At 67.9% G+C, this 15023-nt stretch carries 16 protein-coding genes; 10 read left to right on the top strand and 6 right to left on the bottom strand.

Annotation, left to right across the window (positions count from 1 at the left end; translation table 11 throughout):
• The 3 genes from B2869_RS07915 to B2869_RS07905 form a co-directional block, all read left to right on the top strand.
• On the top strand, positions 1 to 653 hold a 653-nt coding region (locus B2869_RS07915), incomplete at its 5' end, for a flavodoxin-dependent (E)-4-hydroxy-3-methylbut-2-enyl-diphosphate synthase (RefSeq protein WP_292764763.1).
• A 17-nt stretch (positions 654 to 670) separates the two neighbouring features.
• Positions 671 to 1003: a nuclear transport factor 2 family protein gene (locus B2869_RS07910; protein WP_136023690.1), complete on the top strand. Its 333-nt coding sequence runs from the start codon at positions 671 to 673 to the stop codon at positions 1001 to 1003.
• Between the two features lie 86 nt (positions 1004 to 1089).
• A complete protein-coding gene (locus B2869_RS07905; protein ID WP_292764758.1) occupies positions 1090 to 1956 on the top strand; it encodes a hypothetical protein in 867 nt (288 codons plus the stop codon).
• Between the two features lie 2 nt (positions 1957 to 1958).
• On the opposite strand, the gene B2869_RS07900 is transcribed toward B2869_RS07905, so the two are convergent.
• The gene (locus B2869_RS07900; RefSeq protein WP_292764755.1) at positions 1959 to 2651 is read right to left on the bottom strand and encodes a nucleotidyltransferase domain-containing protein; all 693 of its coding nucleotides are present in this window, start codon (positions 2649 to 2651) and stop codon (positions 1959 to 1961) included.
• Between the two features lie 28 nt (positions 2652 to 2679).
• A complete protein-coding gene (locus B2869_RS07895; protein ID WP_292764752.1) occupies positions 2680 to 4095 on the bottom strand; it encodes an RNB domain-containing ribonuclease in 1416 nt (471 codons plus the stop codon).
• 81 nt (positions 4096 to 4176) lie between these two features.
• Between B2869_RS07895 and B2869_RS07890 the strand changes: the two genes are divergently transcribed.
• The gene (locus tag B2869_RS07890; protein ID WP_292764749.1) at positions 4177 to 4947 is read left to right on the top strand and encodes an isocitrate lyase/PEP mutase family protein; all 771 of its coding nucleotides are present in this window, start codon (positions 4177 to 4179) and stop codon (positions 4945 to 4947) included.
• A gap of 42 nt (positions 4948 to 4989) precedes the next feature.
• A complete protein-coding gene (locus B2869_RS07885; RefSeq protein WP_292764747.1) occupies positions 4990 to 6750 on the top strand; it encodes a proline--tRNA ligase in 1761 nt (586 codons plus the stop codon).
• Positions 6751 to 6767: 17 nt separating this feature from the next.
• Here B2869_RS07885 and B2869_RS07880 read toward each other — a convergent pair whose 3' ends face one another.
• The 3 genes from B2869_RS07880 to B2869_RS07870 all read right to left on the bottom strand — a co-directional run bounded on the left by B2869_RS07880 (position 6768) and on the right by B2869_RS07870 (position 9454).
• A complete protein-coding gene (locus tag B2869_RS07880; RefSeq protein ID WP_292764744.1) occupies positions 6768 to 7271 on the bottom strand; it encodes a pyridoxamine 5'-phosphate oxidase family protein in 504 nt (167 codons plus the stop codon).
• 101 nt (positions 7272 to 7372) lie between these two features.
• On the bottom strand, positions 7373 to 7972 hold the full coding sequence (locus tag B2869_RS07875) for a TetR/AcrR family transcriptional regulator (RefSeq protein ID WP_292764741.1): 600 nt from the start codon (positions 7970 to 7972) through the stop codon (positions 7373 to 7375).
• Between the two features lie 21 nt (positions 7973 to 7993).
• Positions 7994 to 9454 (bottom strand): APC family permease, encoded by a 1461-nt coding sequence (locus tag B2869_RS07870; protein ID WP_292764738.1) that lies wholly within the window; start codon positions 9452 to 9454, stop codon positions 7994 to 7996.
• 150 nt (positions 9455 to 9604) lie between these two features.
• On the opposite strand from B2869_RS07870, the gene B2869_RS07865 reads away from it, so the two are divergent.
• Both B2869_RS07865 and B2869_RS07860 read left to right on the top strand, forming a co-directional pair.
• The gene (locus B2869_RS07865; protein WP_292764735.1) at positions 9605 to 10765 is read left to right on the top strand and encodes a P1 family peptidase; all 1161 of its coding nucleotides are present in this window, start codon (positions 9605 to 9607) and stop codon (positions 10763 to 10765) included.
• A gap of 53 nt (positions 10766 to 10818) precedes the next feature.
• Complete coding sequence (locus tag B2869_RS07860; protein ID WP_292764732.1) at positions 10819 to 11859, top strand: TIGR00730 family Rossman fold protein; 1041 nt, start codon at positions 10819 to 10821, stop codon at positions 11857 to 11859.
• Here B2869_RS07860 and B2869_RS07855 read toward each other — a convergent pair.
• Entirely contained in the window at positions 11828 to 13183 is a 1356-nt protein-coding gene (locus B2869_RS07855; RefSeq protein WP_292764730.1) for a flavin monoamine oxidase family protein, read from the bottom strand. The two genes, B2869_RS07860 and B2869_RS07855, sit on opposite strands and share 32 nt — an antisense overlap.
• 130 nt (positions 13184 to 13313) lie before the next feature.
• Here B2869_RS07855 and nusA point away from each other — a divergent pair, with 130 nt between their 5' ends.
• The 3 genes from nusA to B2869_RS07840 form a co-directional block, all read left to right on the top strand.
• Positions 13314 to 14297: a transcription termination factor NusA gene (gene nusA / locus B2869_RS07850; protein WP_021199402.1), complete on the top strand. Its 984-nt coding sequence runs from the start codon at positions 13314 to 13316 to the stop codon at positions 14295 to 14297.
• Between the two features lie 62 nt (positions 14298 to 14359).
• The gene (locus B2869_RS07845) at positions 14360 to 14614 is read left to right on the top strand and encodes a YlxR family protein (RefSeq protein WP_292764725.1); all 255 of its coding nucleotides are present in this window, start codon (positions 14360 to 14362) and stop codon (positions 14612 to 14614) included.
• 94 nt (positions 14615 to 14708) lie between these two features.
• Positions 14709 to 15023: translation initiation factor IF-2 N-terminal domain-containing protein (locus B2869_RS07840; protein WP_292764722.1), on the top strand; the 315-nt coding region annotated here is incomplete at its 3' end.

Genomic DNA, 15023 nt, shown 5'->3' with positions numbered 1-15023 from the left:
TGGTCGAGAGCGCCGTGTGGGAGGCGTCGCTGTTCGAGGAGCACGACTTCCACGACTTCAAGATCTCCGTCAAGCACAACGACCCCATCGTCATGGTCAAGGCGTATCGGCAGCTGGCCGAGCGGGGCGACTGGCCCCTTCACCTCGGTGTGACCGAGGCGGGCCCGGCGTTCCAGGGAACGATCAAGAGCGCCACCGCGTTCGGAATCCTCCTCGGCGAGGGCATCGGCGACACGATCCGCGTGTCGCTCTCGGCGCCGCCCGCAGAAGAGGTCAAGGTCGGACACCAGATCCTTCAGTCCCTCAACCTGCGCGAGCGCAAGCTCGAGATCGTCTCCTGCCCCTCGTGCGGACGCGCTCAGGTCGACGTCTACACCCTGGCCGAGAATGTGACGGAGGGGCTCAAGGACATGACCGTTCCGCTGCGCGTCGCCGTGATGGGCTGCGTCGTCAATGGCCCGGGCGAAGCGCGAGAGGCCGACCTCGGCGTGGCTTCGGGCAACGGCAAGGGGCAGATCTTCGTGAAGGGCGAGGTCATCAAGACCGTGCCGGAGGCCGACATCGTCGCCACCCTGATCGAAGAGGCCAACCGGATCGCCGCTGAGATGGGACCTGAGGCCCCGCTCGGCACGGCCCAGGTCGTCACGGCCTGAGCTCGGAGGAGCGCGTGATGTCGGATGTCACCCTGCCCACGCCTGTCCAGGTGATGGTCGATGCGATCAACGCGGCGGATACCGATGCGTTCGTCGATGCCTTCACCCCGGACGGGCATGTCAGCGATTGGGGCACGGTCAAGGCCGGCCCTGATGGGGTGCGCGAATGGGCAGGCAGCGACGCGATCGGCGCCGGAGCGCGGATGACCGTGCTCTCCGCCGAGACCGACGGCGACACGACCCGCATCCGCTTCGGATGGGCGAGCCGGGTCTTCAACGGAGAATCCGACGGCATCTTCGTCGTCGAGGGCGACAAGCTCGCCAGCTTCACCATCCCGCCGTCCCACTGACCTTTCGTACCGGGGTCCGCCCCGCTCTCACGACGGCCCGACGGCCGCGAACACCGTCGAGATCACCGACGAATCCGAGGAGAACCATGTCGACGCCCACCACTGTGACCTTCTCGGACGGGACCATCGCCGGAGACGGCATCGTCACACGTGTAGAGAGCTTCGCCGACGGAGCGGTCGTCGTCGTCGACACGACGCCCTTCCATCCGGTCGACCACACCTGGCCGGATCAGCCGGGCGACAGCGGAACCATCACGGCCGCCGGCGTCACGGTCGCGGTGACCGAGGCTCTCATGGCCGCGATCTCCGACGAGGGCGAGTTCGCCGTGGGCCGCGAGATCCCGGTCAAGCGCGGCGCGGAGGGCTGGACGTGGCTGGTCGGGCATCGCATCGAGGGTGCCGTGCCAGCATCACTCGTTGAGGGAGCACCGGTGGCGCTCGCGGTCGACGGTGCCCGTCGCGCGGGACTCAGCCGCGGCCACACGGCATGTCATGTCGCTTCACTGGCGCTTGATCTGGCCCTCGTCGATCTCTGGCGGAAGGACCCGGGGGAGGACGCTCTCGGGAACCCTGACTTCGAGGGTCGCGCCAACCAGTCCAGTCGTATCCACGAGGACGGGGCCGTCGACGAATACCGGCTCGGCAAGAGTCTGCGCAGGGCAGGCTTCGACACCGAGACGTTCGCTGCGACCCTCGCCGACCGCGAGGCGCGGGTGAACGACCGACTGGCCGCTTGGATCGCCTCGGGTGCTTCCAGCAGCATCGAGACCGAGGGTCCGACGATCGTCGACCGGCGTCGCTGGCACTGCTCTCTCCCGGAGGGCGAAGCCGTGATCCTCTGCGGGGGAACCCATGCTGACTCCCTCGCCGCGTTCGGATCGATCACGGTGTCACTCGATCTCAGCGATCCCCAGCTCCTCGTCATGACGACCACGGCTGTCCCCGCCCCCTGACCTCAGCGCACGAACCCGGCCTGCAGCCGTCCGCCCGCTCGATCGAGCTCCTCCTCGACGCGATCCGCGAAGGCTGCGAAGTCTCCGGTGAGCAGTGGCGCACTCAGCCGCTCGGTGCGCTCCTCGCTCAGAGCGCGCAATCGACGGGGGAGCCACTTCCCGGTGGCGATCCAGCGGCGGTCGCCTAGCAGCATCAGCTCCGCGATCCGCTCGAAAAGCACGTCGGCGACCACGCGTCGCTCGAGCTCGTCCGTCGCGTCCCGCAGATCGTCGAGAAGGTCGGTGATCATGTAGCGCCGGAACCGGGACTCTGCGGCGCCGAGCGACGGTCCGGCAGTGAGGATCTCGCTCCATCGGGCTCTGAACTCGTCGAACGACCGGTTCCGCCGGATCGGCTGTCCCTCCACGAGCATATGCACGATGACCGGCCGATACTGGCCGATCCCGCGGTGCGCCCAATCGTCGAAGCCATCGGGTGTGTACGCGAACACTTCGATGAGCTCTCCTTCGAATTCGTGCGTCGCGGCTTTGCCGGACTGCGACGAGTCGTCGAAGAGCGCGTCGCCGATGAGCAGAAGATCGATGTCGCTGCTCGCGGTTCGTTCGCCGCGTGCCGTGCTCCCGGCGACGATCGCGATCTCGGCGCGCGGGTAGGCGGAGGCGATGAACCGTTCGATGAGGTCGGCGTGCTGCATCTCGTCAGGCTAGCTGTCGACGGACTGATCAGATCGCGAACTCGACCTCGCCCTTCGCGATGTCCGCACGCACGATGCGGAGTCGCACGACATCACCCGGCTGAGCACCCGGCGGCAGCGGTGCGGTCGCTGTCACGGCGGGATCGGCGATCTGCACGGCTGCGCGTTCACCGCGCAGCTCGATCACGGTCGCCTCGATCGTCGTGCCGACCAGGGGCGTGAGCAGCGCGGCCTCGACACTGTTGATCGTCGCCGCGTTGAGGCGCGATGCACGCTGGCCGGATTCCTGCATGAGGGCGGGGAGCTCGCCGAGCGATGCGCGCGCCCATTCGGGGGCGGGCTCGCCGTTCGCGGCGGCGAGGCAGATCGCCAGTGCCCACCGGTCGACGAGTCGGCGCAGGGGAGCGGTCGCGTGGGCATAGGGCGCGGCGATGGCGGCCTGCACGGCGGTGTCCGGCGCTTCGCCGTCGAACACCAGGTACCCGGCTCCGCGGAACAGCGACGACGCGGCCTCCAGCACGGGAAGGGTCATCGGGTCGGCGCGGTCGAGCCCGCGAAGGTAGTCGCCGTATGCACCGGCCGTCCACGGGCGCCCGAGGGCCTCGGTCTGATGCCGGAAGGTCTCGAAAGCGGCCGCATCCGGCTCCGGCATCGTCCGGAGGATGCCGACTCCGGCGTCGAGCATGAGGGAAGCTGCAGCCATCCCTGTCATGAGCGAGAGCTGGGCGTTCCACTCCTCCACGGGAAGTGGGCGGCGACGTTCGATCGCATAGGTGCCGTCCTCTGCACGTACGACTTCTTCGTCCGCCAGATTCAGGCTCGCTCCTCCTCGCAGGCGCTCCTGCTCCATGCGCAAGGCTCCGATCTCCGGGAGCAGTGCCGCCGGGCCGTCCTCGCCGCGGTCGATCGCCAGCTGCGTCGTCGCGTAGTCGAGCTGTGCGCGCGAGCGGATCAGCGCGCGTTCCAGACGGAAGTCGGAGACGACACCGCTGGAGTCGAGGGCGAAGGTCCACACCAGCGCCGGTCGGTCGACGTCGGCGAGCAGCGAGGCTCGATCTTCGCTCAGCACACGCGGATGCAGCGGGATCGAACCATCCGCGGCATACAGTGTCTGTCCGCGACGCCGTGCCTCGGCATCCACCGCACCGCCCGGTGCGACGAACCCGGGGACGTCGGCGATCGCGTAGCGAACGGTGTATCCGGTCCCCGCGCGCTCGAGGTGGAAGGCCTGATCGAGGTCGCGAGACCCTTCTGGGTCCAGCGTTGCGAAGGGGACGTCGCGAAGGTCGATCTGTGGCACGGGGGCGGTGGATGCCTCGGCCTCGGCGAGGACCTCGTCGGGGAAGTCGAGGGGAGCATCGACAGATTCCCGCAGCCCGGCGAGTGCCGAGGCCAGTTCGGTCTGCGCAGCGGACGGGGCGACGTGTGATCGGCGCTGGGGCATGGCTCCACCCTAGGCGCGGCGATCAGGCGGAGCGGGAAACGAACCGGCCCGGCAGACGTCATCCCGCGTTAGCGTGGAGTCATGACCACTGCAGCCAAGGCCCAGACCCTTGTCGGACTCTATGACGCACCGGAGATCCTCCGCGTCGTGAACGTGTGGGACGTCGTGTCCGCACGGGCGGTCGCCGCCCTCCCCGAGACGCAGGCGATCGCCACGGCCGGACACGGCATCGCCGCCTCGTTCGGCTACGACGACGGCGCCACCCCGCGCGAGATCATGATCGACATGGTGGGTCGCATCGCGGCCTCCGTCCATGTGCCCGTGACCGCCGACCTCGACGACGGATACGGCGACGCGGGGGAGACCACTCGTCTCGCGATCGGTGTCGGCGTCGTCGGGGCGAACGTCGAAGACCGTCTCAAGCCACTCGACGAGTCCGTCGCGTCGGTCGAGGCGATCGTGAAGGCGGCGGAGGCCGAGGGAGTGCCGTTCGCCCTCAACGCCCGGACCGACGCCTTCGTCCGCGCCGGCGGTCGGCCCGTCCAGGAGAGCATCGCCGACGCCATCCAGCGTGGACGCGCGTACCTCGATGCCGGTGCGACCGCGGTGTTCGTGCCCGGCATCCTCGACATGAACGTCACGCGTCAGCTCGTCGAGGGCATCGGCGAGCGCAAAATCAGCGTCATCGGGATCCCGGGCGCCCTCGCCGCCTCGGAGTACGAGAAGCTCGGCGTCGCGCGCATCTCCTACGGTCCGCTCCCGCAGCGGGTCGCGCTGACGGCGCTGCAGGAGCTGGCGGCCGACCTGTACGCGGGCGGCGTCGTGCCCGCGAACCTCCCGGCGCTCAACTGACGTCGTCGAAGACGAGTGACCGCGGCTCACTAGACTTGCTCCGTGGTCACTCGTCTTTCGAACTTCTTTCTCCGCACGCTCCGTGAAGACCCTGCAGGCGCAGAGGTCGCCAGCCACCGGCTGCTGATCCGGGCCGGATACATCCGCCCGCAGGCCGCCGGCATCTTCGCGTGGCTGCCACTGGGGCTCCGCGTCAAGTCGAAGATCGAGACCGTCGTCCGCGAGGAGATGGCCGCCGCCGGTGCGCAGGAGGTGCATTTCCCCGCCCTCATGCCCCGTGAGTCCTACGAAGCCACCGGCCGCTGGGACGAGTACGGCGACCTGCTCTTCCGTCTGCAGGATCGCAAGGGTGGCGACTACCTTCTCGCGCCCACGCACGAAGAGGCCTTCACTCTGCTGGTGAAGGACCTGTACTCCTCGTACAAGGACCTGCCGCTCACGATCTACCAGATCCAGGACAAGTACCGCGACGAGGCGCGCCCGCGGGCTGGCCTGCTCCGTGGTCGCGAGTTCACGATGAAGGACGCGTATTCGTTCGACTCGTCCGATGAGGGGCTGGACGCCAGCTACCAGGCGCAGCGCGACGCGTACGAGCGCATCTTCCAGCGTCTCGGTCTCGAGTACGTCATCGTCCAGGCCGATGCGGGGGCGATGGGCGGATCCCGCAGCGAGGAGTTCCTGCACCCGACTCCGGTCGGCGAGGACACCTTCGTCCGCAGCGCCGGCGGCTATGCGGCGAACGTCGAGGCGTTCACCACCGCGGTGCCCGAGGCGATCGCGTACGACGCCGACGAGTCCCCGGTGATCTTCGACTCTCCCGACACACCGACCATCGAGACGCTGGTCGCGCATGTCAACCGAGAGCTCGAAGGCGAGTACACCGCAGCCGACACGCTCAAGAACGTCGTGCTCGCGCTGACCCACCTCGACGGCACCCGCGAACTCGTGATCGTCGGCATCCCGGGCGACCGTGAGGTCGACGAGAAGCGCGCCGAGGTCGCCTTCGCGCCTGCCGAGGTCGAGACCGCCACAGCGGACGACTTCGAGAACAACCCGCTGCTCGTGAAGGGCTACATCGGCCCCTGGTCGCCCACCGGTGCGGTGCTCGGCGAGGAGTCGGCCACGGGCATCCGGTATCTTGTCGACCCGCGCGTCAGCGAGGGCACCAGCTGGATCACCGGCGCGAACATCGACGAGAAGCACGCGCACTCCGTCGTGGCCGGGCGTGACTTCGCCGCGGACGGCATCGTCGAGATCGCGAACGTGCGCGCCGGGGACCCGGCTCCCGACGGCTCGGGCCCGGTGGAGCTCGCGCGCGGCATGGAGATCGGACACGTCTTCCAGTTGGGCCGGAAGTACGCCGAGGCTCTGGGGCTGAAGGTGCTGAACGAGAACGGCAAGCTCGTCACCGTCACGATGGGCTCGTACGGCATCGGCGTGACCCGCATCCTCGCGATCATCGCCGAGCTCAACAATGACGACAAGGGCCTCATCTGGCCGGCGTCGGTCGCACCGTTCGACGTGCAGGTCGTCGCGGCAGGTCGTGATCAGGTCGCATTCGAGGTGGCGGAAGGTATCTCCGCGCAGCTCGAGGCCGCCGGCCTCGATGTGCTGTACGACGACCGCCCCAAAGTGTCGCCCGGTGTGAAGTTCGGCGATGCCGAGCTCGTCGGAGTGCCGAAGATCGTCATCGTCGGCCGCGGGGCCACCGACGGCCAGGTCGAGCTGTGGGATCGCGCCACGGGGGACCGTGACGCGATCTCCGTCGACGAGGTCGTCGAGCGCCTCACCGTCGCACGCTGAGATCCACGGCCGCGTCGTCAGCAGACGATGCGGCCGTGGTTCATGATGTCGTCGTCCGGCGTATCGCGGTTGACGAGGGACTTGAGTGCTCCGGCAGCGAGGGCGAGTTTTCCCTTCGACGGCTCCCAGAACTCCGTGACCTTCGGAGTCACCTTGAGGAGAGCGATGCCCGGGGTGTCGAGGCCGTCGGCGAACCAGATCTCCAGCGACGCCGAGTAGAGCTCTTCCATCTTCGCGCGGTCGTGCACGACCTCTGCCGTTCCCGCGACGGACACGTAGCGCATCCCCTTCGCATCGCAGTAGGCGAGGCCGACATCGCGGTGCTTGCGTGCCTCATCGACCTTCTCGGTGTCTTCGGCCGTGAAGAACCAGATGTCGCCGGCGTCGTCCATCTGCCGGGTCGACATCGGCCGACTCACGAGGTTGCCGTCGTCGTCGGTGGTGGTGAGCATCGTGATGTCGATGTCCTCCTCGAGCTCGACGACGCGGGCAAGGGCTTCGGGTCCTGTGATCTCGGTCATGATGTCAGCGTGCCGCCTGCGGCACCCCTGCGCATGGGCATTGACAGCCGGGCATGCTCCATGCTCGACATCCCGGAAGGCAAGCGAGTGGACGGCAGTGCTCAGGTATCGAGATCGCAGTCGAGAGCGGTGCGGGCGTAGGACAGGATGTTCGACCGGTACGTCTCCGCTCCCAGCTCGACGCCGATCAGCGGGTAGAGGTCGTACGCGTCCTCGAGCGCGACGAGGTTCCGTGCGATCACGGTGAGGTCGGCGGTGGGACGGAAGGTTCCGAGCGCTGTGCCGATCTCGATCGTCGACCGATAGAGGGCCACCTGACGCTCGACGATGGAACGGTGCAGGGGGCGATACTGGGGCTGCTCACGCAGGAGGGGGATGCTCTCGTACGCCATTCGCAGGTGGTCACTGATCTCGTCTGGGATCCCTGCCCTGATGAGAGCGATCAGACGTCTCGCCGGATCGGGCTCGTGCTCGGCGAGTGCGCGTCGCCTCTCGTACATCTCCTCCAGAACACCCTCGACGGTCGCGTACATGAGCTCGTCGAAGCTGGAGAAGTAGTACAGCACGCTCCCCGTGCTGACCGAGGCCTCCGCCGCCACCGCGCGCACGTTCGTGCCGAGGAGCCCGCTGCGTCCCGCGACGCGTCTGGTCGCGGAGATGAGCTCAGCCCGTCGGGTGGCGTGCTTGCGCTGCTCGGCCACGTGTCCTCCTCGTGCCTGGCGCTACTCGTCGTCGGGAACGAGCGTGGTGAGTTCAGCATAGTGGCCGGGGCGACGCCGTTTCAGGAAGAGCCCGACGATGATGCCAGCCATGAACAGCACCGGTGTGGGAGCGAGGAGCGCGAGGTTGACGGGCCCCTGGAGGCCGGTGACGAGATCGAAGTTGGTCGCGATGAGGACGAATCCGATGATCAGACCGAGTGCCCCGAGCGCGGGGGCGACCAGCACCCGCCAGATGCTGTGCCCTCGCCGTCCTCTCAGGAAGAAACCGACCACGGCGATCGCCGCTACGGCCTGGGCGAATACCAGCCCGGCCACGCCGATCGAGTACACAGGGAGCGCGAAGCCGAGGAAGGGATCCGCTCCGCTGACGATCGTCACCGCGATGGCGACGATCGAGACGATCGAGATCACGAGGCTGGCGTGGTGAGGAGCCTGCGTCGTCGGCTGGGTCTGCGCGAGCCACGACGGCAGCAGACGCTCCCGTCCGAGCGAGAAGAGATACCGGGAGCTGGCGTTGTGGAAAGCGAGGAGACAGGCGAAGAAGCTCGTGACGATCAGCACCCGCATCGTCACGGACGCCCACGCGCCCAGGTATGCGTCGCCGGCGTGGAACACCATGTCCTGGAAGTCGTCCTGCAGGGCGAGGCGCAGCACGCCCTCGATCCCGAAGGCGACCGTGAGGATCCAGAACGTGAAGGCGTAGAAGACACCGAGGAACGCGATCGAGATGTATGTCGCGACCGGCACGGTGCGCGCCGGATCCCGCGCTTCCTCGGCGTAGATCGCCGTGCTCTCGAAGCCGAGGTAGGCGCCGAACCCGAAGACGAAGAGCGCGCCGCTCCCGGCGGCGAAGAAGACGTTCTCGGGCGCGAAAGAGGCCAACGAGATCGGCTCGGGGCCGCCGGCGGCGAGCACGGCGACCGCGAGGACGAGCAGGATGGCGACCTCCGCCGTGAGCAGGACGCCGAGAACCTTCGCGCCCACATCGATCTTGCGGTAGCCGAGCACTCCGACGATGACGAGCGCCAGGAGCGCGTAGACGGTCCAGGGAAGGTCGATGCCGAAGAGCGCGGAGAACGTCATCTCCCCGAAGAACCCGACGAAACCGTAGAAGCAGATGCACAGGGCGGTGTACGAGAAGATCGTCACGAAGACGATGCCGATACCGACGGGCTTGCCGAGACCCCGTGCGCCGTAGACGTAGAAGGCGCCCGTATTGCGCACGTACCTCGACATCGCGGTGAAACCGAAGGCGAACAGCATCAGCACGACACCGCTGGCGAGCATCGCACCGGGGCCGCCGATGCCCGCGAGACGGAAGTCCGTGGCGGCTGCACTCGCGACGACCGTGAGGGGCGCGGCGGCGGAGACGACGAAGAAGACGATCGCCCAGACCCCGAGACGCCGCTGCGCGAGCGTCGTGGTCGTGGTCGTCGGGACGGAGGGATTCGGCTGAGACATCTGCGGCTCCGGAATCTGCTGTCGGGAGGAGCGTATCGGGCGATACGAGCACTTGAACAGAGATTCAAGAGCCGATGCCGAGTTAAGTCAAGCAAAACATTGGGCAGATGGCGTAGTCTCTGAACAAACGTTCAAGCAAGGGTGGAGTACATGGTGGTTTCCTCGATGACGTCGGATTTGTCGCGCAGGCGTGCCAGGGCACGAGATCTGGGGATTCCGTTCGCAGGACGCAGCGGCACCGATGGTGCGATCACCGACGTCCCCGGCGTGGCCGTCGGGTATCGCACCATGGTCGCAGGGGAGGGGGCGCAGGCCGTCCGCACCGGCGTCACCGCCGTCCTGCCCCGGGGCCGAGAAGGCGTGGGCGTGCCCTGTGCAGCAGCCGTCCACTCCTTCAACGGCAACGGCGAGCTCACCGGCCGCGCATGGATCGACGAGTCAGGATCGCTGTCCATGCCGATCGGGATCACCAGCTCGCATGGCGTCGGGGCCGTGCATGCCGGTATCGACTCCTGGGTGGCGCAGGTCGCGCCGCAGGTCGCGGCCCAGTGGATGCTGCCCGTCGTCGGGGAGACCTGGGACGGGTACCTCAACGACATCAACGGGGGTCACATCACGCCCGAGGACGCGTGGTCGGCTCTGGATGCGGCCAGCACCGCCGCACCGGCGGAGGGGAACGTCGGGGGAGGGACGGGGATGAACTGCTACGGCTTCAAGGGAGGCACGGGCACGGCGTCCAGGACGGTGGCGTACGGCGGTGCCGAATACACCGTCGGAGTCCTCATCCAGGCGAACTTCGGTGCGCGCGAGGAGCTTCGGCTCGGCAGCATCGACCTGGGCGCACGATCGTCAGCACCGAACCCGATGGGCGAGGACGACTGGTTCGCTCGGGAGCGGCGCCAGCATGCTCCAGGAGGAGCCGGATCCGCGATCGTGGTCATCGCCACGGACGCACCCTTCCTTCCCGGGCAGTGCGCGGCACTGGCTCGTCGAGGAGCCCTGGGTCTCGGCCGCAGCGGCACAGCGGGCAGTCACTTCTCGGGTGACATCGTCCTCGCATTCTCCACCGCGAACGAGGGTGCGCTCATGTCGCAGTTCCCGGACAGCAGCGACGAGGTCTACGAGACCATGCGCCTGATCCCGTGGGGGCGGATCGATCCCTTCCTGACGGCAGCGGTACAGGCCGTGGACGAGGCCGTGTGGAACGCCCTCGTCGCGGCGGACGACATGACCGGACGCGACGGGCACAGGAGCTTCGCGCTCCCGCACGACGAGATCCGGGCGGCCGTCGACGAGTCCCGCGGAGTCTGAGCGACGGCGTGGCACGCGGCGACGGTCGCTCCGGAGCATGACACCCTGGAGACATGATCGACGAACCCCTCCCCGAAGCGCTCAGTGCAGAGATCAACGCCGTCCTCGACGATGCGGGAGTGCATACCGACCGCAGGCTCGTGATGCGGATGCTGCGCACTGCGATCCTGCTCGGCGAGGACGGCGCCGATCGGCTCGACCTGAAGATCGCCTCGGCGGCGTTGGCCGAGATGCGTGACGCGTTCCGCCTGTTCGCGCCGTTCAGGGGAGTCCCCAAGGTGACGGTGTTCGGTTCGGCCCGAACCCGGCAGGACGATCCGCTCTACCTCACCGCCCGCGACGTCGCCGCCGCACTGGCCGGCGACGGCTGGATGGTCGTCACGGGAGCCGGCCCCGGCATCATGCAGGCGGCTTCCGAGGGCGCGGGCCCCGCGCTCTCCCTGGGGGTCTCCATCCGCCTGCCCTTCGAGGAGAAGCCCAACGGCTTCGTCGCGGGCCAGGACCACGTGGTCGCGATGAAGTACTTCTTCACCCGCAAGCTCATGCTCATCAAGGAATCGCTCGGATTCATCTGCCTCCCTGGCGGCTTCGGCACGCTCGACGAGATGTTCGAGCTGCTCACGCTGCAGCAGACGGGGAAGGCGGAGCCGACGCCCATCGTGCTCCTCGACGAGCCGGGCGGCACCTTCTGGCAGGGGCTGCGAAGCTTCATCGACGACCACCTCGCCCCGACCGGCGTCATCTCGGAGGGCGACTTCGACCGCGTCGTCATCACCGATTCGGTCGACGCGGCCCGGGCGGAGATCACCGGCTTCTGGCACAACTACGACTCGCTGCGATGGGTCGGCGACGCGCTGGTGCTGCGTCTGCGGGCCGAGCCGACGGATGCCGAGATCGAGACGCTCAACGAGCAGTTCGCCTCGATGCTCTCGTCGGGACGGATCGAGCGGACGGAGCCGCGGCCGCCGGAGGTGGCCGACGACGACAACCTCGACCTGCCGCGTCTGATCCTGCACCTGGATCAGCGCCAGGTGGGCAACCTGTTCCGGCTGATCGGTGCGATCAACGCACTTCCGTCTGCTCCCGCGCGGTGATACGGGCGGCGAAGTCCGCGAGGTCGACCGGACGATCGAGGATGCGCTCCGCGGCCCTGTGCCCGGAGTAGAACGCCGCGCCGACCGTCGCCGGCTCGTCACCCCAGGTGGCCTCGCCGGCGAAATGCAGAACGCCGTCGACGGGTCCCGCCAGCGCGTCATGATCGTGATGCGTCGAGCCCAGCGCGAGGTGCGAGTAGGAGCCGTTCGAGAACTCGTCCTCACCCCAGCGGGTGACCCAGTGGGCGAGTGGCTCGCCGACGGCGTCCCCGTAGAGGAGACGCAGCGCGCTGACCGCGTCGGCGACGATCTCGTCGTCCGGACGGCCCTGCATCCGGCGGCCGAATGGCCCGGCGGCGAAGGTCAGCAGGGTGGGGATGCCGCTGACGGCGGAGACGTCGTACCAGGAATGCCAGTGCTCGCCCGCCTCGCCGAGCGCGCGGATCACATAGCTCTCCTCGTTCCAGAACCGCTCGGGGAATTGGATGAACACCTTGTTGAAGACGCCCATCCCGAGCCGTGAGACGGGACCGGCGACCGCATCCGGCAACGTCGGTGCGAAGGTGATCGTCCCAGCTTTGAGCACGCCGAGCGGCACGGTGACGATCGCCCGGTCTGCGCGGTACTCGGTGCCGCCCGCGTGCACGACGACGCCATCCGCCGAGCGGCTCACCCGGGTCACGACCGTCTTCAGGCGCACGTCGAGGCCGGCCCCGATGCGCCGCGGCAGCTCGTCGTACCCGCGAGGGAAGATCACCTCGTCTCCGTCGATCGCATCCTCGTCGAGACCGTGCGCGTCGAGGTCGCCGATCCACGCGCCGCACTGCTCCTCGACCCGATGGCGGAAGAACTCGCGGATGTCGTCGATGCGCTCGGGCGACAGCCCCGACCGGTCGAGAGCGCGTTCGGTGACATCGAGATAGGTGTCGCCGGAGGAGGACGCGGCGATCTCCTCGACGAGAAGACGGTCGGCGAGTTCGACGTCGGCGACCCATCGCGAGGTGGCTGCGTCGTCCATGGCATGACCCTCGCCGTCGAAGTTCTCGATCGGTCGACCACCCACCTGGAAGCTGCCCACCGTGTACTCGATCGCCGGGATCCTGAGCGCGTGGACGAGGTTCCACAGCGGCGAGTCCTCGATGCCGTGGATCCACGATGCACCGAGATCGACGGAGAATCCGGCGCTCCGGTCGGTGTGCATCCGGCCCCCGATGCGGTCACGTCCTTCGAGGACGACGACACTCCGGCCCGCGTCGGCGAGCATGCGGGCGCTCGTGAGCCCCGACATCCCCGCGCCGATCACGATCGTGTCGAATGTGCTCACGTGCTCCTCCTCGAGCGGCTCCGGATCCCGACACTGCCGCCGCCGTGCGAGGGCCGGTGGGCACAGGGTATCGTGGTACGGATGTCGCGCGTGCGAACAGGCGCGACGAGAGCTGAATAGAGAGGCCGTCATGGACATCGAACTGAGTCTGCTGCGAGGGATCGAGAAGGAGAAGGCGATCCCCTTCGATGAGCTCGTCGCGATCATCGAACAGGCGATCCTGACCGCGTACTCCAAGCACGTCTCCGCCGACGGCGTCACTCCCGAGGGCGTCCGCGTGGATCTCGACCGCAAGACCGGCCACGTCGCCGTGCTGCAGGTCGTCAAGGACGAAGAGGGCGCGATCATCGGCGAGGAGGACGCCACGCCGGACGACTTCGGGCGTATCGCGGCGTTCGCGGCCAAGCAGGTCATCAGCCAGCGTCTGCGCGACATCGCGGACGACGTCGTGCTCGGTGACTTCAAGGACAAAGAGGGCGACATCGTCGCCGGTGTGATCCAGCAGGGCCCGAACCCCCGCATGATCCACGTCGATCTCGGAGCCGTCGAGGCGATCCTGCCGCCGGAGGAGCAGGTTCCGGGCGAGGAGTACACGCACGGCTCGCGTCTGCGCGTGTATGTCACCAGTGTCGCCAAGGGTCTCAAGGGGCCGCAGATCACGGTCTCGCGCACGCACCCCGGCCTGGTCCGCAAGCTCTTCGCCCTCGAAGTGCCCGAGATCGCTGCGGGTCTGGTCGAGATCGTCGCCCTTGCCCGCGAGGCCGGTCACCGCACGAAGATCGCGGTGAAGGCGAACGACCCGTCGATCAACGCCAAGGGTGCCTGCATCGGCGAGCTCGGGCGTCGCGTGCGCGCAGTGACCGAGGAACTCGCGGGCGAGAAGATCGACATCGTCGACTACGACGCCGATCTGCCGACCTTCGTGGCGCACGCGCTCTCACCGGCCAAGGTGACGAGCTCCTTCGTGCTCGACGCCAGCACCAAGGCCGTCCGTGCCCTGGTGCCCGATTACCAGCTGTCGCTGGCGATCGGTAAGGAAGGTCAGAACGCTCGTCTGGCCGCCAAGCTCACCGGCGCGAAGATCGACATCCAGCCGGACAGCGTCCTCGACTGACACGGCTTCGGCCTTCCGCCGCGCCCGGGAGCGGGCGAGGTGGGGTGAAACGCAGGTGTAAGATGGAACCCGTACGAACGTGCGTCGGTTGTCGCACGCGTGCTCCCCGCTCCGCCCTTCTCCGGGTGGTGGCCCAGAACGACACCCTCATCCCCGATGAGCGTGCTGTCCTGCCGGGGCGTGGCGCGTGGGTGCATCCGACACCTGAATGCATGGCGGCCGCTCTGCGGCGGCGAGCTTTCGGACGAGCACTGCGTGTGACCACTCAGCTGGACACACGGACCTTCGAACAGCACCCACCAAGAAACAAAGGCTGAACAGCTATGGAAACAAAGTGAACGGCTCGAAATGAGACCCGTCCGCGACTAGTGGTCTGCCCTGTCTGGGTGGACCGACTCAGACAGGAGAATTGTGGCTGGTAAACCACGCGTACACGAGATCGCCGCCGAACTCGGCGTCGACAGCAAGATCGCACTTGCGAAGCTCAAGGAACTCGGCGAGTTCGTGAAGAGCCCGTCCTCGACCATCGAACCGCCCGTTGCGCGCAAGCTGCGCGCGGCGATCGAGGCCGATGGCTCGCTCAAGGGCTCCGCTGACGCCGCTCCCGCGGTGAAGCCCGCGGCTGCGAAGCCTGCAGCTGCGAAGCCCGGTGCCAAGCCGGCACCGACCCCGGGTCCCAAGCCCGGTCCGAAGCCTGCCCCGGAGGCTCCGGCCCCCGCACCCGCT

Source organism: Microbacterium sp. UBA3486 (assembly GCF_002377845.1).
Classification (GTDB): Bacteria; Actinomycetota; Actinomycetes; order Actinomycetales; family Microbacteriaceae; genus Microbacterium; species Microbacterium maritypicum_A.
The sequence above is the reverse complement of the archived record's forward strand: the minus strand, read 5'-3'. Positions and strand labels throughout refer to the sequence as shown.

What these genes read in the sequence shown, in the direction of transcription:
- B2869_RS07910 (WP_136023690.1), top strand. Translation starts at nt 671, where the DNA reads ATGTCGGATGTCACCCTGCCCACGCCTGTCCAGGTGATGGTCGATGCG.
- B2869_RS07905 (WP_292764758.1), top strand. Translation starts at nt 1,090, where the DNA reads ATGTCGACGCCCACCACTGTGACCTTCTCGGACGGGACCATCGCCGGA.
- B2869_RS07900 (WP_292764755.1), bottom strand. Translation starts at nt 2,651, where the DNA reads ATGCAGCACGCCGACCTCATCGAACGGTTCATCGCCTCCGCCTACCCG.
- B2869_RS07895 (WP_292764752.1), bottom strand. Translation starts at nt 4,095, where the DNA reads ATGCCCCAGCGCCGATCACACGTCGCCCCGTCCGCTGCGCAGACCGAA.
- B2869_RS07890 (WP_292764749.1), top strand. Translation starts at nt 4,177, where the DNA reads ATGACCACTGCAGCCAAGGCCCAGACCCTTGTCGGACTCTATGACGCA.
- B2869_RS07880 (WP_292764744.1), bottom strand. Translation starts at nt 7,271, where the DNA reads ATGACCGAGATCACAGGACCCGAAGCCCTTGCCCGCGTCGTCGAGCTC.
- B2869_RS07870 (WP_292764738.1), bottom strand. Translation starts at nt 9,454, where the DNA reads ATGTCTCAGCCGAATCCCTCCGTCCCGACGACCACGACCACGACGCTC.
- B2869_RS07865 (WP_292764735.1), top strand. Translation starts at nt 9,605, where the DNA reads ATGGTGGTTTCCTCGATGACGTCGGATTTGTCGCGCAGGCGTGCCAGG.
- B2869_RS07860 (WP_292764732.1), top strand. Translation starts at nt 10,819, where the DNA reads ATGATCGACGAACCCCTCCCCGAAGCGCTCAGTGCAGAGATCAACGCC.
- nusA (WP_021199402.1), top strand. Translation starts at nt 13,314, where the DNA reads ATGGACATCGAACTGAGTCTGCTGCGAGGGATCGAGAAGGAGAAGGCG.
- B2869_RS07845 (WP_292764725.1), top strand. Translation starts at nt 14,360, where the DNA reads ATGGAACCCGTACGAACGTGCGTCGGTTGTCGCACGCGTGCTCCCCGC.